At 53.3% G+C, this 23,555-nt stretch carries 13 protein-coding genes; 4 read left to right on the top strand and 9 right to left on the bottom strand.

Annotation, left to right across the window (positions count from 1 at the left end):
- On the top strand, positions 1-734 hold a 734-nt coding region (locus Q0V70_RS06900; protein WP_297590010.1), incomplete at its 5' end, for a toxin-antitoxin system YwqK family antitoxin.
- A gap of 40 nt (positions 735-774) precedes the next feature.
- Positions 775-2,052 carry a hypothetical protein gene (locus Q0V70_RS06895; protein ID WP_297590008.1) on the top strand — a complete coding sequence of 426 codons (1,278 nt, stop codon included), beginning with the start codon at positions 775-777 and terminating at the stop codon, positions 2,050-2,052.
- A gap of 112 nt (positions 2,053-2,164) precedes the next feature.
- On the opposite strand, the gene Q0V70_RS06890 is transcribed toward Q0V70_RS06895, so the two are convergent.
- Positions 2,165-3,340, bottom strand: coding sequence for a transposase (locus tag Q0V70_RS06890; RefSeq protein ID WP_297590006.1), 1,176 nt, complete (start codon positions 3,338-3,340; stop codon positions 2,165-2,167).
- A 46-nt stretch (positions 3,341-3,386) separates the two neighbouring features.
- On the bottom strand, positions 3,387-10,256 hold the full coding sequence (locus tag Q0V70_RS06885; protein ID WP_297590004.1) for a hypothetical protein: 6,870 nt from the start codon (positions 10,254-10,256) through the stop codon (positions 3,387-3,389).
- A 50-nt stretch (positions 10,257-10,306) separates the two neighbouring features.
- Here Q0V70_RS06885 and Q0V70_RS06880 point away from each other — a divergent pair, with 50 nt between their 5' ends.
- A complete protein-coding gene (locus Q0V70_RS06880) occupies positions 10,307-11,491 on the top strand; it encodes a hypothetical protein (RefSeq protein ID WP_297590002.1) in 1,185 nt (394 codons plus the stop codon).
- Positions 11,492-11,626: 135 nt separating this feature from the next.
- On the opposite strand, the gene Q0V70_RS06875 is transcribed toward Q0V70_RS06880, so the two are convergent.
- Positions 11,627-13,234, bottom strand: a complete 1,608-nt coding sequence (locus Q0V70_RS06875) for a cell wall-binding repeat-containing protein (RefSeq protein ID WP_297589999.1) — start codon at positions 13,232-13,234, stop codon at positions 11,627-11,629.
- Between the two features lie 288 nt (positions 13,235-13,522).
- On the opposite strand from Q0V70_RS06875, the gene Q0V70_RS06870 reads away from it, so the two are divergent.
- Entirely contained in the window at positions 13,523-14,755 is a 1,233-nt protein-coding gene (locus Q0V70_RS06870) for a hypothetical protein (RefSeq protein WP_297589996.1), read from the top strand.
- A gap of 26 nt (positions 14,756-14,781) precedes the next feature.
- Here the strand turns inward: Q0V70_RS06870 and Q0V70_RS06865 are convergent, their stop codons facing one another.
- The 6 genes from Q0V70_RS06865 to Q0V70_RS06840 all read right to left on the bottom strand — a co-directional run bounded on the left by Q0V70_RS06865 (position 14,782) and on the right by Q0V70_RS06840 (position 23,523).
- The gene (locus Q0V70_RS06865) at positions 14,782-15,918 is read right to left on the bottom strand and encodes a hypothetical protein (RefSeq protein WP_297589993.1); all 1,137 of its coding nucleotides are present in this window, start codon (positions 15,916-15,918) and stop codon (positions 14,782-14,784) included.
- 8 nt (positions 15,919-15,926) lie between these two features.
- The gene (locus tag Q0V70_RS06860; RefSeq protein ID WP_297589991.1) at positions 15,927-16,178 is read right to left on the bottom strand and encodes a hypothetical protein; all 252 of its coding nucleotides are present in this window, start codon (positions 16,176-16,178) and stop codon (positions 15,927-15,929) included.
- Positions 16,175-18,688 carry a hypothetical protein gene (locus Q0V70_RS06855; protein WP_297589989.1) on the bottom strand — a complete coding sequence of 838 codons (2,514 nt, stop codon included), beginning with the start codon at positions 18,686-18,688 and terminating at the stop codon, positions 16,175-16,177. The genes Q0V70_RS06860 and Q0V70_RS06855 overlap by 4 nt, the downstream gene beginning before the upstream one ends.
- 1,340 nt (positions 18,689-20,028) lie before the next feature.
- Positions 20,029-21,180 carry a hypothetical protein gene (locus tag Q0V70_RS06850; RefSeq protein WP_297589987.1) on the bottom strand — a complete coding sequence of 384 codons (1,152 nt, stop codon included), beginning with the start codon at positions 21,178-21,180 and terminating at the stop codon, positions 20,029-20,031.
- A gap of 165 nt (positions 21,181-21,345) precedes the next feature.
- On the bottom strand, positions 21,346-23,028 hold the full coding sequence (locus Q0V70_RS06845; protein WP_297589985.1) for a hypothetical protein: 1,683 nt from the start codon (positions 23,026-23,028) through the stop codon (positions 21,346-21,348).
- A gap of 39 nt (positions 23,029-23,067) precedes the next feature.
- Positions 23,068-23,523, bottom strand: coding sequence for a hypothetical protein (locus Q0V70_RS06840; protein WP_297589983.1), 456 nt, complete (start codon positions 23,521-23,523; stop codon positions 23,068-23,070).
- Positions 23,524-23,555 lie beyond the last annotated feature (32 nt).

Here is a 23,555-nt window from a genome sequence, read left to right as displayed (position 1 = left end):
GCACCCCCAAAACCGAAGAATGGTGGCAAAACGGGCAACACCATCGCACCGACGGTCCAGCCACCATCGACTATCGTGAAGACGGAACCATCGAATCAGAACAATGGTGGCAGAACGGTAAACGCCACCGTACCGACGGGCCATCCTGGGTAAACTACACCCCAGACGGAAGCATCGAAACCGAATTGTGGTGGCAGAACGGGCGAGCCCACCGGTTAGACGGTCCAGCCCGCACCTACTACCGCCCAGACGGCAACGTCGACTACGAAGAATGGTGGCAAAACGGGCAACACCATCGCACCGACGGACCGGCCACCATCGACTATCGTGAAGACGGAACCGTCTACCGTGAAATCTGGCGCAAAAACGGGAAATGGTGCCGCGAAAACGGGCCAGCAACCATCGACTATTACGAAAACGGCACCATCGAATCCGAACTGTGGTGCAAAAACGAAAAACGCCACCGCGACGATAGGCCCGCCTACATAACCTACTTCCAAAACGGGGTAACCAAAACCCAATCCTGGTGGAAGAACGGGCAACCCCACCGTGATGACGGCCCCGCCGCCACCAACTACCGGAGGGACGGAACCCTCGAATCTGAAGAATGGTGGCAGGATGGTGAACGCCATCGGGCAGACGGGCCAGCCATTACAGAATACAACCCAGACGGAACCATCAAACGCAAAGAATATTGGCAAAACGGGGAACAGATCTCTCCGCCCGCACACTAAAACACGACAACAACCCAACACCGGAAAAGGAGTCTCCGAAATGGCCACCAACGTTAATAACCGTAACCGTCAACCCAAAGGCACCAGTAAAGGTGGCCAGTTCGCGCCGGAAACACACACGGCCGCCCCCGACGACCTCGACGACCTCGACGACCTGATGGGCTACATGCCGGACAACGAGGACACAATCCCCGAAGAAACCTACCAACGTTGGCAACAATACGCCCACCCCCAAAACCCAAACAAAAGACCCCCAGACAACCAAGACCTCCTCGAAGAATACCAAACCAACCCCGACTACGGTCCGCAAGACTTCATAGCCTGCCTCGAAACAATGGACAACGAAATCCCCACCTACAGTTGGGGCTACCCCGAATTCTCGTGGCAAAAACTGACCATCGGAGCCGAACACGAAACCATACCCGGCACCATCGACAACCAAAAACAAAAAGCCAAACAATACGTCAACCAGCACACCGACGAAAACTGGCCAAAAACCCTAACCATCCCTGGACGGACAGCCCTAGCCTCCCTAGACACGAAACACCAACCGGCCCTAGCGAAAGACCGCGCCAAATTAGTCCGCGCCACAGTCGCCAGATACACCCAAAACCCTGAACTGTTACGTATCCTCGCCCAAGACAAGGCAGCCGAAGTGCAACGAGAAGCCGGATTCAACAAAAACCTGCCCATCGACGCGAAAATCGAAGCAATCAAAACCATCAAAAACGGAGAAGTCACCGAAACCATCCTCGAAAACGCCACCAGGACAGAACTCAACCAAATCCTGCAAGACCCGCAAGCCGCCGCAGCCGCAATGCATCGAGCCGGCAAACAGGTTGAAAAATCCTACTCCTACCTAACAATCGAACAAATCCAACACACCCCCCTAGCCGACACCCGCATAGGCCAAAAACTAGTCATCGACAAACTCCCGCCCGACCGGCTCGCAGACTACGCCCAAAACAACCGAATGAACCAAGAAAACCTCGAAAACCTAGCCGAGCGTGTCCCCGCCAACGATCTACACAAACTCCCCTATCCGTTACCAAAATCTGTAGCGAAAACAATCCGATACCGTGACGACATACCGAAAGGACACCCGATTTGGGGCAAATATTTAACCGACCCCATCATACAAGAAGGGGCTATAGACAAAGCGTCAACATCTGACCTGGTAGGGTTCCTCAAAACCAAGCAACCAATCAGCCCATACGCCTGCCATCTGCTATCCTACCGCGCCAAAGAAGACAGCGCGGTGGCTGACGCGATACGTCAAGACCCGTGGCTAACAAAAAACATTGACCTCGACTATTAGCAGCCAAGACACATTCCGTATTCCCCATAGGACACCGTTGTCGATAACCTCCCAAAACCTAGGGTTGTTACCTGATTCCCTATTCTTCGAATCCCTTTCCGTCTGAGCGAACTCAGGCTACTAAGGTTGGTTTGATTCTCCCAGGGCTTAACTTTCCCGCAACGGACGGGTAGTTTGCAAGATTCAACGCCGCATTCAAATCCCGGTCAACCGCTAGGCCACAATGCTCACAGGTATAAGTACGCTCGGCGAGAGGCAAGTCTTGTTTCTTGCACCCGCAACCGGAACAGGTTTTTGACGAGGGATACCAACGGTCCGCTTTCACCAGTTCGATTCCTGTTTCTTCGCATTTCCGGGCGAGTTTGGTTGCGAATTCTGCGAACTTCTGGCTGGCGATAGACTTCGCCAAATACTTGTTTCGCAGCATTCCTTTTACGTTCAAGTCCTCAATCACAATCCGTTTGGTTCTTGCGGAAAGTATGTCTTTGATGACTTCGTCAATGTAAGTTGAACGTATATTGGCCAGTTTTCGATCCAGTAACACCACTTTGCGCTGTAACCTGTTGGAGTTAGATGTGCGAACAAACTTCGTCCCTTGCTTGTTCGATTCTAGTTTTTTAGACAAGCAGTGTTGTAGGTGGCGTTTGCGTTTCTCTAGCTTTTTCACCTCCTTAGAGTAGTTGATGTTTGAAAATACCGTGCCGTCAGAGACAACAGCCAGACTTTTGATTCCAAGGTCAATACCGAGCGTGGCTCCATGCTTACGGGGTTTAGCTGGCTCGGTTCCTGTTTCATAGCTGTAGGACAAATACCAATATTTGCCATCCCAAACGACACGAGTGTTCAGTACATGGTTGGGGATTTCCCGAAACTTTACCCGGACCGGTTCTTTGATTCCGGTAATCTTCACCCCATGCTTAGTGGTGTGGAAGGCGTCTGTTCTTTGGTAGAAACTTGCTTTTGAGGGCTGTTTCTTGCGGAAACATGGAAAACCGGCGTGCTTTTTGAACGCTTTTGCCCTAGCCTTATCAAAGGTTTTTGTTGCTTGTTTCACGACGGCTTCAGGAATTTCCCGCAACCATTCATAGCCTGGAGTATTGTCTCTCAAACTGCGTAAATGTTGACGCAACTCTGGCTGTTTCACCAGGTCGGTACGACCCTCCTGGTATTGTGCTTTGCAATAGGCGACACACTCGTTGTAGGCAAACCTAGACGCACCAGCATAACGGAAAAACGTTTGTGTTTGTTCTTCCGTCGGATATAGCCGGATTCGGTTACCTTTGAGCATTGTCCGCATCAACCCCCAAGAAAGAGATCGGTTCTTCCCCCGACGCCTAGTCGCGCCGCCGCTTGCGCCGCGCCACGGTCATCAACACGCCGCCCCCACCAGACAGCAGCAGGGCAGAAACCAAAGCCGTACCAGCCACCACACCAGTCACAGCCAAAGCCCCACCAGAACCACCACCAGAAACAGGAGCCGCACCAGCCACCCCACCGGGAGCCTGCCCAACAACCTCACCCGGCACCACACCCTCACCATCAGGCCCAGCCGTCACCTCACCATTCCTATCCACACGCCCCGACGCGGTAGCACACAACCCAGCCACACAAGACTCCGGACGCTCCACACCCACAAACACCATATTCTCAAACTCCGAAACCCCAGACTCCAACACCGAACCCACAACCATCGAACGCTTCTCCCCAGCACCCAAATCACCCAACATCAAAGAATCCCCACCATCCGGGAAACCCACAGACTTCAACCCAGACACCGGAACATCCTTCACCACAACCCCCGACGCTTTAGCCCCAGACGTGTTCTCCACCGTCACCTGCCAACGCGCCCTACCAGACGCAACATCAGCATCCAAAAACGTTTTAGACACACTCACAGCCCCAGGCTTACTAGCACCATCAACCTTCACATAGTCACACCGGTCCTTATCCTCCGCCACAGTCTCATTAGACCTACAGCCGGCAGGCATCTCAGGAGACTTGGCAGAGGTCACCCACACCACGTTCGCACCCTCACCCTCACCAGGCAGCAGGCTAGTCTCATACTCGGTACGCAGCGTCTTACCGGCAGGCAACTCCCCAACATTCCACGCCCCGGACTTGTCAAACTTGCCGCCAGACACCGGCCCCACAACCTTACCGTCAGGAACATCCCAAACCTTCACACCCGAAGCCGGCCCCCGACCCTCGTTAGCGACCATCAAAGACCACCGCAACACGTCACCAGACCTAGACTCCAACTGTTTATGAACCCTCAAACGCTCCCCGGCAGGAGCCCCACCAGGCTTCCACTCCGAAACATCACACGAATCAGTATCCGTATCCAAAGAATCATTCACCACACACGGAGCCCCATACATGATGTCAGACACCCATGCTTTCAACCGGACAGCACTATCAGACACAGACCCCACCCAAACAGCGGAAGCCTCACCCCCATCATCCAAACTACCAGTCCTCCACACAGACCCCTCAACATCCCCCTGAGACGCAGACACAAACCCACCATTCCTAACCACACCATCACTCTCAGACGCGACACTCACCCCGACAGGCAAAGCCTTCCCAGATGCGTTACGGACACTCACCAGCCAAGAAACCCGCCCATCCGGCAACTCCTCCTTCAAAGACACATCCAACAGAACATTCTTCACCCGGCCACCATCCTCAGACCACACAGCCGTATCACAACCATCCGTGTCCCCACCCAACGTCGAATTATCTTGACAAGACACAGGAGAATCCGGAGTCGGACTGTCAGCCACAAACACACGGTTAGTAAACGTCCCCACCGTAGACATAAACACGCTAGTCTGCTTCTGCTCCCCAGGCTGCAACACACCCACATCCCACACCGTGCCGCCACCCACAGAATCCATAAACTTTAAAGACCCGTCCTTAGCACCAACCAGCTCATCCACCACATACACATGCTTGGACGCAACATTGCCCACATTTTTCACAATCACATCCCACTGCGGGGTAGGCGTGTTCAGACGCGGGGTCTTCAAAACTGCTACTTTCGCCTTATCCGGCTCTACCGGGGCCTGCATGTCGGCAGACTCCTGATCACAAGAATCATCATCAGAAGCCGTATCATAGTTCGCGGAACACGTCTCGGCGCTACCGGCCTGCAGTTCACTATAGGCCCGTGCCCGGTTTATGGCAGACACGCCACTAATACGGGCTTTCACTTTAGCTTTCGCCACCCCGCCCCGATCCAGGACACCCACATTCCACGTGTAGCCGTCAGTAGACACCTCGCCCACATCTGGGGTTATAGTAACCCCGGACAGTCCAGCGGAAGGCTGTTCAACAACCCGCGCACCATTCACCGGCACACTATTAGGATTGTTTACGGTCAGCAACCATTCGGCCACGTTACCTTCGACAGACAGTAGCTTCTTGTCTACCTGTAGTGGGGCTGTTTCCACGCTCGCACACCCGCCAGACTGTTTGCTACAGTCCACGCCACGGATTTGTGCCTCGTTAATAACACTATCCGGGATCCAGGTTTCTGGGGCTGTCACAGCCACATGCGCTTTAACCTTTTTACCGGGTTTTAGCACACCGATGGTCCAAGAGTGTCCGTCTTCGCTAACCTCACCGGTAGACGGTTTTTCGATAGTCCAGGCACCATTCCAGTCTCCGCCCTCACCAGAAACACGCATATGATCATCCAACACTAGGGGCTTACTGTCACCCTTGCCAAGGTTTTCTACCGTCAGGTCGTAGCCGCCAATCTTAGTGTTGACGGTTTTGGTTACTTTCACGTCCCCGGTTGGAACATCCGGTTTAGGGGTCGGCTTTCCAGGATCAGGCCCCGGTTCTGGTTCGGGTTCCGGCTCGGGCTCGGGTTCGGGTGTGGGGGTGTCCCCGCCAGACACTACAGTCGCGGCAGAAAAATCACACAAATCGGTATCCTTCTCCACACCATCCTCATCCGAACAATCCAACACTTCCCCACCCACATAAGTCGGCACATTACCTTTACCGGTCACAGCATTAACCACCCGCTCGGCACCATCCGTCACAGTCCCAGACACGGTAGCCTCCACCGTCACACCGTCACCAATCTCGCCAGGCTCCCAAACCGTACCGTCAACCGTGCCGGCACCAGACACCAACTTCACATCCTTCAAACCGGACAAAGGAACATCAACAATTCTCGTACCCGAAGAAACCCCACCTGACGCTTTCACCTTCAACGTCCACTGCACCGATTCACCCGGCGCATAAACGTTAGACTCTGCCGGTTCTTTAGACACCTGCAGTGTTACAGGCCCCGCCGAAGCACACTCGTTCGTATACGTTTCGCATTCCGGATCGTCGTTAGGGAACACTTTGTTCACTTCACCGGCCGCAAACACACCGTCCACGTTCACGGTCGCGGAAACAGACACGCCACCCTTCAGTTTCCCAACATGCCATTGGGAGCCTTCCGGTTTATCGACCGTGGACCATTTTTCCCATTCCAGTTTCTTCCCGCCCGGTGTCAACTCTGTAAACGTCAAATCCCTCGACGGGGCAGCACCCTTGTTCGACACGACAATCTCGAACTTTGATTTGCCGCCCTCACTACCAAGGAACGTCTTCGACACGTGTATGTCGGCAGGGTCCTGGGTGCGGGCATCCACCAAATCGCACCCGTCAGTGTCCGTAGCCACGTCAGGGTTATTTTCGCAGCCTTTCGCGAAATCTGGCCGCTCATACAAGGCGGTACCGGCCGATACATACGTCACATACCCGTCGTTAAGATTGTCCAAACGCATCGCTAACAGGCCGGTCTGAACAGTGTCGGCAGGAATGTCCCCCAACTGCCAAATATTCGAATAGTTAGACGACCCGATCGTTAACGGTTTACCGTCAGGGAACAGGGCCTTCACCTCGGCCGGGGCAGACTCCAGATCAGAACTGTACACGAACCGTTCCCCGGACGCACCCACCGTGGACGCGGCCTTCACCGACACCCCATGTGCCCCTACGCCTTTCACGGTCGGGGCAACCGACACCCTAAACCAGGCAGTGTTAGTAGCCTCGTCCACTGTTATTAGGTCTTCGGCCACGTTCACCGACGACTCGGACACAGACGCACACAACGGTTTATTCTTGTCGTTTTCACACTTCGGGTCGTCTGCCGGGAATACCTGGTTGACGATTTCGCCACGCAGCGGGGTCACGCTCTTGTCTGCTTTCAGCAAGAATCCGGCTTTGCCCCCACCAGGCACACCCTCACTCGTAGCCTGACGTTTATCGTCTTGTTTCGTGGACATTCCCGACGTAGACCTGATCTCATAATTTGCCGGATAGTCCTTCTCACTACCGGTGATACTCATTTGGTCTTGCAGGGTGACTTTTTGCGCTCTGCCCTCCCCAGTGTTGGACAACTCCACCAAGTATTGCAGCCCGTCGGGCAACACCCGGTCTACGGTTTTCGTAGCGGATAGTTTGGACGATTCTGCGCCTTTTTCTTTGGAGCAGACTTTCATCGCGTTTTGGGCTTCGGCACAGGCAACGTTTTCTGGCGTGTCCGTAGTGGGTGTCCCGGTCACGGTTACGGTCTCGGATTTTCCGGGATCGATGTGTCCGATGTTCCTAGCCCTGGGGGTATCGTCGGGGGCGGACGAAATCTTTACACTATCCAAATCCACACCGGCCCCGCCCTCATCAGTAACAACCACATTCAGAGCCTTCACGTCACCAACATTGGTTACGGTAACATCCCAGCTAGTTTGCTCCCCAGCATGAACATCATCCGGTTTATTGAGTTTCTTCACAATCTTCAACGCAGCATTACCCTGCTGAATAACAGACTCAGAACAGGTTTCATCACCCTGCTCACAAGTTTCCGGAGCCTGCTCGATACCCTCACAGAACCAGTCACTACATACTTTCGCGAGGTTGTCTACGGTCGCGAACATGTTAGTTTTATCAACCTTGGTGACTTCAGAGCCTATTTGCACGCCTAGCTTGTCGGTGCCGGTCATTTCTTCGGGGTAATGCGCGTCACACTTCCTTCGATAATAATAATAGCCTTGGCCAGCCCACCCCGTACTATGCCAGAAAGAATGCATTTCGTTTTTACAAAACTCTGCCCCCTCAGGACAATCCAAACAACCATCCTTCTCATCATTAGCATCACGATACGACTCAACCTTCGTGTAGTAGCTGGCGGGCTTCAAATCTTGCACCATCGGCAAATCAAACCGGGTAGGCGTATCCCCAGGAACCTTCCTATCAGACTCCTCACCCACCCGGAAAGTCTTCAACACCAAACCCTCCTTAGCATAATCAAACAAATTAATACCCGTAGCCTTCACGTGAGACTTATTCTCAATCGTTATCCCATAATTGATAGTGTTCCCCTGAGCGATAGGCTCATTGTACGAGTAGGGTTTTTTGGTTACAACGACCCTAGGTTCGTCTATTTTCACGAATCCTTCCGCACATTTTTGAGGCATAAACTTAGCATCAGGCTCACCCGAGGTACAAGCCTTGTTGATTAGTTTCGTCCCGGTTTCTATTTCTTTGCTAACTTTCGCCTGCACACAAAAAATTTTAAAACTAGTCCCGTATTGCGATGTTGGCGACCCAAGGATCCCGGGGTCAAACCCGTTCTCGAAATCCTGCTGGTTGAGCACCTTTTTTGCTTTACCTATACCACCAGAAACATCAGGATCGTAACGACAACTGTACCCGTCGCTATCCCAGGCCTGCACAAACGTTAGCCCGTCAGGCAAAGTATCCTTAATAATCCGTTGCGGCACACCAGGATAACGCCCCTCATTAGTGTTTTCTGCCGTCCAAATGTTTTTCCCACTTACATATATTTCAAAAATTATGTTATCGCCCTTATTAGCCCAACCCGACGCGGCCACATCGCTAGGCTTATCAATAAAATCTTTCTTAAAAGAAACGATTTCGGGCTCACAGGATTCGTCTTCCTGACGATACGGATCACCCTTCTGCTGAACAATCGCCTCATGAATTTTTTGCTCAACATTCTCGTCTAGGGCTCCGGTGCCGCCGGAGAGGAAGATTTTGATCGGGTTAATATCCGCAACCAGCTTATTAATTCTCTTCTGGCTCGCCGCCGAGTCCCAGAATAGGAGCCCGGCACGCTTCCCCTCCCGAAAATCCCGCTTATAGTAATACTGAACAGCCGACAACGAATCAGACAACATCGCATTCGGAGAATCCCCACGCACTATATACAACAAATCCACACCCGTAGTACGCCCCTTCGTAGACACATCCATCACCGCATTATAAGAGTCGGTAGTAAAATCGGTAGAAGACCCCACCTGTCTAAACTCTTTCGGATTGTTCACATCCAAACCGTGACGGGCAGCCCACGACAACCCCCCAGCCTCACCACCAACATAAACCACCGGCAAATCGATACCATCAGACATATACTCAGACACATACCGATCCGCCATAGCCTCACTCATCGGCACCCCACCAGACTGCAAAGCCCACGGCAACGCCGACAACACAGCACTACCCAAACCATCCTGAACCACCACCAAAGACTGCATACGATCAATCTTCCGGATCTGCACCTGGTTAGGCTTATACAACGTCCCCACCTTGTGATAAAGGTTCGATAGGGTCTTTGTGGCCACCAACGCCGCCGCCTGATTAGGATTCTCCTTACTACCCTCGTTCTTCATCCCGCCAGTAAAATCATTAACCTGACTAACATCACTCCAACTCACGGTAGAACCGCCCTCGCCACCGAACGGGCCCTCCAACGATTCACGCTTCGTATAATCCAAATTCCGACTCATCTGAAACACATACCCACGCTCGTCAGAAACCGCCCCAGCCAAAGCATCCATAGCCAGCCCCCAACCAGAAGCCGACATCGCCTTATCTTTCGGAGGCATATCAATCAAATACAGACTGTTCGAACCATAATAAGAAAACATGCCCCGCCACAGGTTCGCCGTATCATACCTGTCCTTACCACCAACACGAGAAGCCGTCGCTTCACGACGCATCACCCAGCAGTTAGGATTCGGGTCTTTAATCCCCCATTTGTCCAGGAACTCTTGCCGCTCATCTTTCGGCTTATCCTCCCCATACGCCGTGGGAGATGTCCCGAGGGCTTGGGGCAGCGTCAGGCCGGCGGCAGCAACAAAAACGGCAGAAACAATAACGGTGAGCTTTTTCAAAACCATAACCCACCATTGTGTGCGGGCAAAAAACGTCCGCACACGATAAAACAAGCATGAAGCGTTTACCTGGTTTGAAAATTGGTTTGCTGTCCATGTTGGCGGTTTTCACCCTGTCTGGGGGGGGGCTTGCAACAGTAGCCACCTGGCAAGACGCTCTCACAGTAGGTGACGCAAAAATTACGGCAGCCTCGGAGTGGACAATACCCCTCAAAGCCACCGAAATCATCGACACTGGACAAAACATAGTATTCCGACAGCTGGACGGACAATACCTATCCTGGGAAAAACAAACCCTATTCCAAAATGTCGCCTACAGTTCGCAAACCCCCGCACTCGTAGCCAGATACGACAAGAAATATGTCGTGTTTGACGCAGCCGACTACACAAAAACCTACGCCGGAATCGACCAAACCGGAAAAATCTGGACATGGGGAAACAACAGATACGGACAACTCGGGCAAGGAACCAAAGACAACACCTACCACAACACCCCCAAACAGCCAGCCACAAACCGCCTATTCAAAACCCTCACGGTAGCTGGTGACGAAATTCTCGCCATCGACACTAACGGAAACATTTGGGGATGGGGAGCCAACGCCAACTACGAACTAGGCACCGGAAACACAAACAGCCCCACCACACCCGTCCAAATAACCAACGGAACAAAATACACAAAAATCTTTATGGAAAAAGGTAGCACCAGTGCTTTTGCAGTAGACGAAAACGGCAACCTTTGGGGATGGGGACTGTGGTGCAACTTGGGAATCAAACACCTAACAGAATCCGACTGCCACAGGCCAGTAATCCTTGGCAAATACACGAACAAAATCAGCTACCAAGGGGCAACCGTATTATTGGATACTGCAGGACAGGTATGGGCTCAAGGCGATAACTACGGCGGAAAACTCTGCACAAGCGAAAACAAACTAGATAACCTCGCACCCATCTTCAACGGACACATTATAAAATCCGTCTACTTCGCAATGGAGGCCACGTTTGCCCTCGATACTAACGGGAGACTCTGGGCGTGCGGGCGCAACGACACAAACAACTTCGGGACAGGGCACAGTATGGGCATAACATACACCTCACCTACGCGAATCATCCCCAACATGAGATTTACCCAAGTTTTCCCAGGCTCCTACGTGTTCGCTATAGACACCAACAACCGTGTACTAACCTGGGGAGGATACAAACTGGTAGACCCGAAAGTCGTGCCTATGGACAAAAACATTTAGCAGCACCGCCAACAATAGCAGGCCCCCTAATGCCCCGTGACCAGCATAAACACGAACTTACCACTTAACATAACACTCAACTTCCCCAAGTGTTATGTTAAGTGGTAAGTAGATGGTTGTGTTCGAGCCGTTTTCTTACTCTACGGGTTTGCCGTCACGAACCAACACAGTAACCCCAGAAGCATCAATCATCTGCTCCTGACCATTACCACCAACCAGGGTGCCTTCGACTTTCACAACCCAAACCGGGCTAACCCCGATCATGTTGTATTCGCCGCCAATATACTGCTGTATCGCCTTCACGCCAGAAACATACCGCCCATAAGTAACCTTAGTGATCACATAGTCCCCGACAGCGGTGCGGGCAATATCGCCAGGCTGGCACCCGAACAGAGGATCCTTCCACTGATCAGTAAGCCCAGGCCCAAGCATAGGCAACGCAGGAGTATCATAGGGGTCACCCTTCGGCACAATAGTCAGCATACCCGCAGAACCAGAACCAGACTCAGCAACCTTATCCAAAGCCGGGTCGTGAACCGGGGTCGCAACAGTCCCCTTCAACATCTTCCAACCATGAACAAGTCCTTTGTCAAGTGCCGGAGTGTATTGGGTCGGCTCCTCCCAACCAGGATTATCTTTGATAAACATGGAACGTTTTAGGGGGTCTGTATTGTTCCAGACTTTCCCACCATTAGCGTTAGGTGTAGCCCCAGGATTCGCCCCAGGATTCCCACCAGACCCCGGAACCGGCTTCACCCCAGACTTCACCCTAAACAACGACAACACAGACTCAGGAATAGCAGCCTCACCACCCAACGCAACCACAGTCGTAGCACGCAAATCCTTAGCCGCCAACAAAGCATCAGCAGGAAAACCAGCCGGATTCACCAAAACAACAGGCCCATCATAAATAATATTCGCCGCCGCAATAGCATCAGCCAACGTATCCGACCGAGCAATATACATCTTAGGATTACCAGACGGGAACGTCTGCTTAGCCACCAAAGCAGACACCCGCTCAGGAGTCTGAGAAAAACCAATCCGACTAATCCGACGCTGCCCAGCCTTCGCAGGATAATCAGGAGCGTTACCAATAATCGAAACAGTCGCATGAGGATTCGACTCAACCCAAGCCTTCTGCTCAGCATTACAGCCACGCGGCCCCACAAACAACACCGGCCCAAACTTAGTCAAAGAAGCAGCCAACGCCGCCTCACCATCACCAGCACCATTACCCCTAATCATGAAAATCGTTTGAGGATCAGGAAAAGCCTGCTTCGCGGCAGCCAAATTAGTCCCATAGCGATCCGGACCCCAAATACGCTCCCGAACCTTCACACCCAAACCATTCACAAACTTGTCAGGCACAGCCCCAGGCCCACCAACAATAGTGACCTCATGAATCCCTAACGGATCCAGCTGGTTAGCCGTCACAGTTTTCGGATCAGCATGGGTATCTACCAAAATAACCGGCCCTTTAAAAGTTAAAGGACTAGCCGACAAAGCATCAAAACCCAAATCGGCACGAGCCAAATAAGCATGATACGGCTTAGTAAGACCAGGATGCTGTTCAGCCACTACCTTCATATTGGTGTCGATACGGTCTTTACCATCAATACGCTCAGTAACAGCCCCAGCAAACTGGTTACTAGAAGAATCCTGCCCTCCAGCCCATGCCGGGACACCGCTAAACACTAAAGCCGCCACACAACCAGCAGCCGCAACCACGAACTTCCTGTTCATTTTTCTCAACTCCTTGAGACTCACAACCCCGTAGGGTCGTATTTGTTGTTTCTTACACCCTCTACCGTGTGGGGGAAAATATGGAACAACATTGTTGGGGTGTCTCGTCCATGTGACACCGCACCACCATTGTCGCCCAGACTGTTGGACAAAACTATGGTTTTCCCTAAACATTCCGGGCAAAACCCTCTACCCTGCACCTATAGGAACACCACCCCTACCCACAACCCCATAATTGTTAACACAAACCGTTGGTTGAGGGGCGACCCCCGCACACGACAACCAAACATGAAACACCTATCCGGCCTGAAACTTACTCTGCTGTCCGTGTTGGCAGTTTTTGTCGTGTCTGGGGGGGGGCTTGCAACCGTCACCGCATGGCAAGACACGCTTACGGTAGGTGACGCGACCATAACATCAGGAGACGGCTGGGGCGGCCACAAATTCACCCAAATAGCGGCAGAACGACATATAACTTACGCCATAGATACTACCGGACAAGCCTGGGGATGGGGTAATAACTACTCCGGCTACCTAGGAGTAGGGCTAGCCGATAAAAAGATTCTTGTCCCGCAAAAAATCGTAGGCGAACACAAGTTTAAACAAATCTTTACAAGAGGGGCGCTCGCATTCGCTATAGACAAAAACGATGGTGCTTGGGCGTGGGGCAACAACTACTTTGCCCAACTCGGCGACGGCACCACCACAAATCGAAACACTCCCGTGAAAGTAGCAGACGGACACAAGTTTACCCAAATATCGATAGGTGCCTATCACGTAGTCGCTATAGACACCGATGGGCAAGCCTGGGCGTGGGGCGCCAACGGATACGGTCGGCTCGGGAACGGGAAAGCCAACGGTCGAGAACTTACCCCGATTAAGGTCGCAGACGGACACAAATTTACTCAAGTAACAGCGGGGGCCGGCTGGACGCTCGCAATAGACACCGACGGCGATGCTTGGGCGTGGGGCAACAACGAGACAGGGCAGCTTGGGGACGGAACAACCACCGATAGACACACCCCTGTAAAAGTTTCGGGTGGGCACAAATTCAAACAAATATCAACAGCCGGCGATTTCGCTGCGTACGGACCGGTGGTAGCTATAGATACTGACGGTGACGCCTGGGCTTGGGGAGACAACTACGGAGATAAGCTGGGAATCGGTACCCCCAATGGGGCCACTCCAATCCCGCATAAAGTCAAAGGCGGGCACGAATTTAAACAAATATCGGCAAGCTATGGGCATACGGTCGCCCTAGACACTAACGGTGATGCCTGGGCATGGGGTAGTAACGACGCTGGGGAAATCGGTATCGGTTATGATAGCGGGTACCGCAACGATACTCCGAATAAAGTCAGAGGCGGTCACAAATTCGTCCAAATAGTGGCAGCCGACCAATACACGGTAGCCTTAGACGTTACTGGGCAAGCCTGGGCATGGGGCGACAATCAAGCAGGACAACTCGGCGACGGAACAACCACCAGTAGGCGCGAACCCGTCAAAGTACTAGCACAATAACCCCAACACCAACCTGGTAACCACCCTCACCAACCCACGGCACGCCCATTCGCCAACACCGCACCAGCATCAAACCCCGCCCCAAACCCCAAACCATCCTCGCCCCACAAACACACCTCAGACCCCCAACCAAAACCAGAATCAGCCCCCAACACGCGCCCATCAAAAAACCGGCCCCCATCAACCCGACCAGGACCCGGAAACCAATCCGCCCAATCCACAAAAAACACCCGCCCCCGCCACGCATACTCAGGAAACCCCTCAAACAACGACGACACATGATGCCGCACCCGCTCACCCTCACCCACCTCACGACAAGCACACACCACCAACAAAACCACCCCACACCGCTCCAAAGGAAACGACCCCAAATAATTCAACCAACGACGCAACTTACCCGACAACGACGGAGAATCCCGCACCGTAAACTCCACCACCACCCGCAAACCATCCCCACGCACCCACACCCCATCAGCCCGACGAGAATCCACCACCGGCACACCACGACCATCCAAACGCGCAGGCAACCCCAACCCCGACCCAAACAGCAAATCCATAGTCGCCAACGGCTCACCCAACACCAAACCAACCTCCCCACCCATATTCTCCCGCACCCGCAACGTCAACTCCGACATCAAAACATTATGCCGATCATAATGACCACCACCCACACCCCCCACCCCACCACACACGCTCAACCACTCCCCATACGACAGCAACCAACGCAACTCACCCCACGCCCTACTATTACGCAAACACCGCACCAACACACCCCTACGTTCTTTAGACAGACGCAGGCCGTTAGACGCAAACCCCAACTCAACCAAACCAAAACCCCACAGCGCCAAAACACACCGCCACACCCTACCCGACTCGACCCCCAACCAGTCGGCCAACTGCTCCACACTCAAAGTCCGCCACTGCACCACCAAACCCAACACACGCAACACCCGACCACGCAACCCACCAGACAACAACCCCACCAACAAATCATCCTCAACCCTAAAACTAGCCGGCAACCCCACCAAGCCAACACCATCAGCCTCCACCACTTGGCTATAAGACGCCCACAAAAAACGAGACGAATCCCCAAACATGCCCCCATAAAACGGGTCAAACCTCACACCAGCCCCACCAGACAAATCAGACAACAACACAACCACACACCCCCTTACATGTCTTCACTATTATCGTCGGCACGATGCTGCAACCAGCCCACCAACAACGAAAACCCAAACAAGACCTCCACCCAAAACAACACCCCCAACATCGGCCACACCCACCAAAAACCCCCCAACGCACACCACACCAAAAACACATCCAACCCCAACACAACCAGTAGAGAAAACACCATCAACACCACCGCGGACACATCCTGCAACCTGTCCTCAACACGACCCAAACACTTCAACCGTCCACTCACTCTAAACCACCCCCAGTAGTGCGTAACACACGCCCATACTCGGCCTTACGCTCCGAAAAATACACCACCCGCAACGGCACCGCAGGCTGACGCCTACCCCCCACATCCGCACGCAACACCGCCTCATACAACGGCAGGTTCAACAAATCCGGGCCACCAAAATCAGACCCATCCCCCGACAGTTCACGAGCCAAACCATCAGCCAACACCGCCGCACCTTGTTTGAAAGCAAACAGGTTAGGGAACGTCATCACAGTACGCGCCAACTCCGGCTCCAACTGCTCCAAATACTGGGTACCAAAAAACGGACGCACCCCAAACGACCGGCCCCGATCCCTAAACCAACCCACCACCTGCGAACCACCAGCCGCCGCCACCAACGACAACTCATCCACAAACAACGACACATGACGACCCTGCCTATCCCAACCAATACACTCCCGCTGTATCGTCTCCCGCAAAGAATAAAACGCCAACGCCGACAAAATTCTTTCCGCAGACTCATTCAACACCTCACCCCTAGACGTAGCCCCAGACATCACCACCACATCACCAAAACCACACACCACCCTAGACCAGTCAGGAAACACCACCCGCAACCCAGGATTCACCACATCCTCCACACCAACCCGAGGTTTAAAAACCCAATCACAGCCACGCAACACATCCAACTTATTCCGAGGAGCCTGAAAAAACGCGGCACGTTCACGAGGCTGCCTATCAAACACCGGACGCAAACGAGCCACCGCACGCCCCGCCCCCTCATCAACACCAGCCCGCAACACCAACCGGTCAAACAGGGCACGCGCAGCCACATCACCAAACCCACCCAACAACACGTGAGCAAAATGCACAAACGACCCATCAGGATTCACACCCTCACACCCCGGCAAGCCCGACACTGCCAAACCATCCTCACGAGAAAGACACAGACCGCCAGCGAACACCATCCCCAACGCTTCCTTAGACGCCGTCCACTCCTCACCACCAAACGCATACGCAAACCCATCAGTCACAAACGCAGCCTTATCCGTCCCCGCCGGAAGGCCACCAAAAAAATCAATCTGCGACCCGTTAGGGCAAGCAAAATCGACACGCAAACAAAACCGGCCAGCCGTCCTAGACCAATCCACATACTCCCCAGCAGACTCATCCTTCACATCAAAACCAATCAACGCATTATGAGCCCCCGGCGCACCCGACGCACCCGACGGCCGCTGCTTCTCGAAACACTCCGCCCCCCACAAATGCTGCAACAGTACAGACTTACCAGACCCAGGCACACCAACCACAGCCACACCCAAACCAACATCCGGCCACGACAAACGCACCACACCACCCTCACCAGAACCCACCAACGCCCCCGACGCTTCACGCAAACCACGCGGCACCACCCGCGACGCCACCACACCCTCACCCGACAACGCACCCGCCTGCGGAGCAACCAACGCCGCCAACTGATGCGGAGCCGCCATAAAACAACGCCTGGCTAAAGGATAATCCGCATCCCGACCAGACACCACCGTCTCCACACCACCACGCACCCCACCACGACGCTTAAACAACTTCACCGGCGGCACACCAAACATCCAACCCGACAACCAACCCACCACACGGTTACGCAAACACACCCCCACCCCACGCCACAACAACAGCCACCACAACAAACCCAAAAACACACCCAAACCAAAAACCGCATTAGCAAACCAGCCACCCCAATAAGCCACAAACCTCACACCCGCCAACTCGGCAGCCGACCCCGCCCCAAAAACCTGATCCACCAACACCGGCCACCACGCCACCAACCCACCCAACACCACAGGAACCAACCCCACCAAACCCGCACCCAACCGACCCACACGGGCAGCAGACACCGACACATCCCACCCCGGCAAACCAGACACCACACCCTCCAACAGGGCACCCGTCACCCCACCACGAACCGACCCCGCAAAAAACGAACACACCACCGGCACCGACTGACGAGTCGCATGAGAACCACCCAACATCACCCGCCCCAAATCGCTACGCTGCCGAGAATCCAACCACCTACCCCAAGCCCTACGCTCACCCAAAACCTTAGACGCACCCCTAAACACCACCCCAAACCAATCCCCCTCACCCAACGAAGACCCCAACACCTGCGCCACAGAAGAAAAATCCGCCCCAGCCTGAACCACACCCGCCTTAGAATCATCAAACCCATCAAACCTCAACACCCCAATCTCACCAGACGAAACCAACACCGGCAACACACCATGCTCAACACGCACCGCCTTCGCCCCAACACTAGACGCAAACACCTGCACACCCTCATCAACCCGACCCCCACCAGGCACACAAACAAAACCAGACACCACCCCCCGCTCCCTAACCACAAACAGAGAAACAGCCCTACCCCCAGACACCAACATAGACGCCCCAGACGCAGCACGCCCCACCATCACCCCCGGCTCCGGCAAACCACCAGAACGCACCAACCTAAACACGTTAAGATTCTTCGCAACCAAAACAAACCCCTAACACTATAGGCAACAAAACGAAATCACCCTGCTATTGTGTGCGGGCAAAAAACCACCCCAAAAACCCCCCAAAAACAGCCACAAAAACAAGCAAAAAACCCCGCACACAAACCCAACAAACAAAAAACCACCCCCACCCACCAGGAGAGGGGGAGGCTAACGTTACAGGTTAGGGGCTAGTTTTTCGTAAAGGTAATCGTGTTGTTTACCGATATTTTGGCTAAATGTGGGGGGCTAGGTTCGTGTTGTTGGATATGTGAATGGAGACAGGAAAGATACAAGGGGTGCGGCAGAATAAGACAGACACAAGAAAAGAAAACATTACTACAACCAAGGCGTGTGTTTGCGACAAGGCTATTTGTGTGACAAGAAAGACAGAGTGTTTTGGCACGGGACCAACATTTGTGGACAGTTGGTGGCAACAATTTTGTGTAGGCGCAGAAAGTTTCGGCAAAGGGGGGCTAGACGTGCGCCAAATAAACATGACGAGGATGCTGAACGTTTTCGTTTACCGTTTTTTCCGATACAAGGATAGGTGACGTAAAAATGTTGACGATGCTCGTTAGGGTGGCGAAAGCACGCAGAAAGGGGGCCGGCATATAATGTTCAACCTACACTTATAACCATGTTGAGCCGTGTAGGTTTCACAAAGCCACCCCCTCACGAGCCCCGCACACCAACAACACGACAACATTTCACGTCACCAACCCCAAAACATCAAAACAGCAATAACGAAAAATGTTCAACACCCCGACACGACTGGCACACATTAGCCCCTACCAAAACAGCACCAACAAAAAACTGTCACCACCAACATGCACGCCACAAAATGACTGGTCCACGCAACCAAAAACACTAGCCCCCTGTCGCACAAAAAATAGCCTTGCCACAAACACACACCACAGACACGAACACTCACCGAACACGCTACGACACCCCATCAAGGACACGCAACAACATTACCGACCCGCCCGGCACGCCGCCGACAGGCACACAGCAAACAACAAAAAAAGAAGGACACAAAACACACACGGGGGGCAGCCACAACACACCCCCACCCCCCAACAAAACAAACAGAGAAAAAACGAAACGAAAACTAAAAGAAACCCCCAACACAACCAACCAACCAGCCAAAAAAAAACCGACAAGTCCAACCCAACCCAACCCAATTGGTTAATTCAACCAACCCAATCAATTAATTCAATTAATCAACCCCTATACTTTCTTAGGTCGTTGCTACTGTTGGGCCTAGCGGCTGGCGGTGGCGCACCCCTCACGGGCTGCTCTAAACATTTTTGTGCCCCCCTTATCGTGGTGTGGGGGTAGCCTTATTTTTTGACGGCAGGTTTATGAGGTTCTAACCATCGCGCGTTAGTCTGGTCTGTTCCGATGCCTATCGCGCTACCAGACCCCCATGTCCAAACCTGCCCGGTAGTGTCGATGGCTAGACTGTTGAATTCTCCTGCCGCCAGCTGGGTAAACTTGTGCCCACCTGAAACTAAAGTGGGGGTGTATCGGTTGGTTTTGTCTCCTACCCCTAACTGTCCGTTATCGTTTCTGCCGAATGCGTAAGTGTTGCCGTCGCGGCTGATCGCGAGGGTGTAGTCGCGTCCGGCAGTAACATGGGTGTAGGTGCGTCCATCATTTATCCGGGTAGGTTGAGTATAGGTGTAGATGCCGGTTTTGTTCGGGTCGCCGAGCCCTAACTGGCCGTCCCGGTTGTATCCCCATCCCCATAGGTTTCCTTGCTTGTCGATAGCGACCGTGTGCTCTTCCCCGGTTGCGACTTCAACATATTTTCCGGTGTCGTCGAGTAGTAGCGGCTGATAGATGTCACGGTCGGTGGTGCCGGTGATGGCTTTGGATAGGTTCCAGCCCCAGCCGTATAGGTTACCGTCCTCATCAATAGCGAACGCACGGTCGGGTCCGGTAAAAATTTTTACGATATTGGCTTCGATGCCGGCCCGGTTTTTTATCGGTATCTGTACCGGCGTGGAACACCCGGTGTTTCTGCCTGGCTGGTTTGGGCAGTCTGTGCCGAGACGGCCCCCGTAAGTTGATCCCCACCCCCACAGTTTACGGTTCTCGTCGATCGCGAAGGTACGTTCGCTGCCTGCCGCGACCTGAATAAATTTGTGTCCACCAACAACCTTCACCACCGGAGCATGGACCTCGCTACTGTCTTGTACTTCTTTGCCGTCGCCGAGAGAACCATACCTAGACGACCCACACATCCAAGCCTGCCCCGCATCATCCAACAGAACCGTGTTCGATTCCTCAACACCGACCTGAGCAACCCGGAACCCGACAGGAACACCCCTTACCTTAGAAGAATAAGAACCTACGAAAGCATTCCCACATTCTTCACCACCCCAGCCCCAAAAGTTCCCGTCCTCGTCCAAACCACCAGACGAGCCACGCCCACCATCCACCTGTATAAACTTTAACGGTTTCCAGCCCTCCCCCGACGTGACAGTCACATCACCGATTGTGAGACTATCCTGCCAAGCAGCGACGGTGGCAAGCCCCCCCCAGACACGACAAAAACCGCCAACACAGACAGCAGAGTAAGTTTAAAACCAGGTAAACGTTTCATGCCTGTTTATCGTGTGCGGGCAACGACCCCGCCAACATTACGGTCAACGTTACGCCACTATTTCAACCATGCAAGGATTCACCACCCGACACGACACCCCCACCACAACCAACACTATCCTCGGCGGAGGCGAATCCCGCAACCGAACATACCCCACATCATCTAAACTATCCGGATACCCCAAAATGGTGCGCATATCAGAAACAGACAACACGTGCGCCCTACCGGGCCGGGTCGGGGCACGCAACCCGTCCGGCAACCGGCGCAAAGGCCGATCCGTAGAATAAGCCTTCCAACCCCTACCCCGCAGATAATATTTCTCCCACCTAAACTGTGGACACACGTCCCGGATAGATGCGGCGGTTTCGCATATTTTTTCTACCAACCCTTTACAAATGTTTCTTGTCAATGCCGCGTCTAGGGTACAGACTGTTATCCACCAACAGTCATCAACCGGAACCCCCATGTTTGAAACGTTCACCATGACTGTCTCGAAACGGTAACGGCCCTTCTCAAAACTGGTGAGCCTATCCTCCAAATCTTTGACAACAGTTTTACTGTGGCTGTAGAAAATGATGATGGGGGCGCAAAGTTTAGGAACAACCCCCAACACGGTGTCTAGGTTTTCTCGCTTGACCGTGGACACAACCATCGACGGTGTGCCTAAATCGGTCTGGCTACTGATTCGCTCCACGATTGTGTCCGCACCCTCCCCAGGTTTAGCCACCACACAGGGAACGTGAGGAAACGCGGCTTGTATGGTTTTTTTCACCGACACGCTATCAACCACGGTCAGCCGTGTAGCCTGGTGTGCCTGCTGGTGGCCGATGGTGACACCGATACCCGCCCACAGTTCGATTACTGGCGGTAGGGGCAGGATGCTGGATTGTTTCGGGTCGAGAGCCTGTTTCAACTGGTTGCGTAACGTCTCGATACTGGACTGTTGAGGGGCTAATAGTGTCTGGTATTGTTCGGGTAGGAGACTGCGGGTGATGGTGGTGAGTGGTGTGTAGAGTTGTTTTTCGAGCCCTGTTTTCGGGCCACGCCCATCCTGCAAATTGGTAAGGAACATGTCGGTTTGTTCCGCTAGTTGGGCGATAATACTGTCACGGAGTTCTTGGATGGTGAATCCGGCCTGGTTGGTTTCGGCCCCGGGCTGGTTGTAGTCTTCAATAGTGGTGGGCGGCTGCCAATTGGTTTGCAAATCTTTTTCGGTTACGAGTATTCCGGACCGTTTCGGGTTTTTCCTAGTGGCTAATAGCCGCTGGTTGGTTTCTTGAACGATTTGGGTGACGGTGGGGTTGTGGATGCCTTGGTTGTGGAGTTGGTGGACGGTTTTTTGTAGTTCGCGCTGTTTGCGTTTGGAGTTGACCATGCCGGAGGCGGGGGTGTCCATTTTGTCTGTTTCACGCCGGTACCTGTCTCTAGCATGGTAGAAGATGATGGTTTCGAATTTGATTACGTTGGTGGCATAGTGGGGGGTTTGCCGCATCTGGTTGGTGATGGCACAGAATGATTCGGCAATTACGGTTTGGATGTGTTGCCGGTTTTCTTCCGTGGTGTGTTTTGTGGCTTTCGCTATTGTCCATGTGAGCCAGTCGATGGTTTTTTGATGCGTGCGCCACCAGTTGTCTCTGGCTTTTTGGTAGTGGGTTTCGGGTAGTTGGGTGAGGTTGTGGATGAGGAGGGTTTCTTTACCGAGTAGGTGGTGGTCTTTGGGGGGTTTCGCCATAGGTGTCACCGTGTGGGGGAATTATTTTTGGTGTTCCTTTTATGGTTTTTGTTCAGGGTGTTGTGGTTTGGGTGTGTAGGGCCAGCCGGGCCAGGGTGGGGCGGTTTGGGTGTTGAGGGTTTCTTGGAAGGCTCGTAACCGTTTTTGTCCTGTACGCCGGTCGAGGAGCCAGGCAATATCAGGGTTTTCGGGGAGGGTTTTTTGGGCTTGTTGGGCGAGTTTTTGTTGCCACCGGTTTTTGATAGTGCGGGGGAGGTTGGGTGTGTTTTGGATGATGGTTTGGAGACTGATTTTTTGTAGGTAGGGGTGTTGTTTGGCGAGTTGGATTAGCTGGTTGGGGGTGAGTTGCCCGTTTTTTAGTCGGGTGATGGCTTGTCCGCGCTGCCAGTTTGCGGTGTGGCGGGCTTGGTTGAGAACGTTGATGGGTTTGGGCGTGTTGTTGACGGTTTGGGGCTGGGGCCGGTTGGTGAACCGTCCGTCGGATGTCCTATACATGGTGGGACTGTCCTCCTGCCCTATTCAAGATC

Source organism: uncultured Mobiluncus sp., assembly GCF_947087965.1.
Taxonomy (GTDB): domain Bacteria; phylum Actinomycetota; class Actinomycetes; order Actinomycetales; family Actinomycetaceae; genus Mobiluncus.
Note: the sequence above shows the minus strand (reverse complement) of the source record. Positions and strands in the feature narration are given on the sequence as shown.

Excerpts from the sequence above, each read along its gene's own strand:
- Q0V70_RS06895 (WP_297590008.1), top strand. The coding sequence starts at position 775 with ATGGCCACCAACGTTAATAACCGTAACCGTCAACCCAAAGGCACCAGT.
- Q0V70_RS06890 (WP_297590006.1), bottom strand. The coding sequence starts at position 3,340 with ATGCTCAAAGGTAACCGAATCCGGCTATATCCGACGGAAGAACAAACA.
- Q0V70_RS06885 (WP_297590004.1), bottom strand. The coding sequence starts at position 10,256 with ATGGTTTTGAAAAAGCTCACCGTTATTGTTTCTGCCGTTTTTGTTGCT.
- Q0V70_RS06880 (WP_297590002.1), top strand. The coding sequence starts at position 10,307 with ATGAAGCGTTTACCTGGTTTGAAAATTGGTTTGCTGTCCATGTTGGCG.
- Q0V70_RS06875 (WP_297589999.1), bottom strand. The coding sequence starts at position 13,234 with ATGAACAGGAAGTTCGTGGTTGCGGCTGCTGGTTGTGTGGCGGCTTTA.
- Q0V70_RS06870 (WP_297589996.1), top strand. The coding sequence starts at position 13,523 with ATGAAACACCTATCCGGCCTGAAACTTACTCTGCTGTCCGTGTTGGCA.
- Q0V70_RS06845 (WP_297589985.1), bottom strand. The coding sequence starts at position 23,028 with ATGGCGAAACCCCCCAAAGACCACCACCTACTCGGTAAAGAAACCCTC.
- Q0V70_RS06840 (WP_297589983.1), bottom strand. The coding sequence starts at position 23,523 with ATGTATAGGACATCCGACGGACGGTTCACCAACCGGCCCCAGCCCCAA.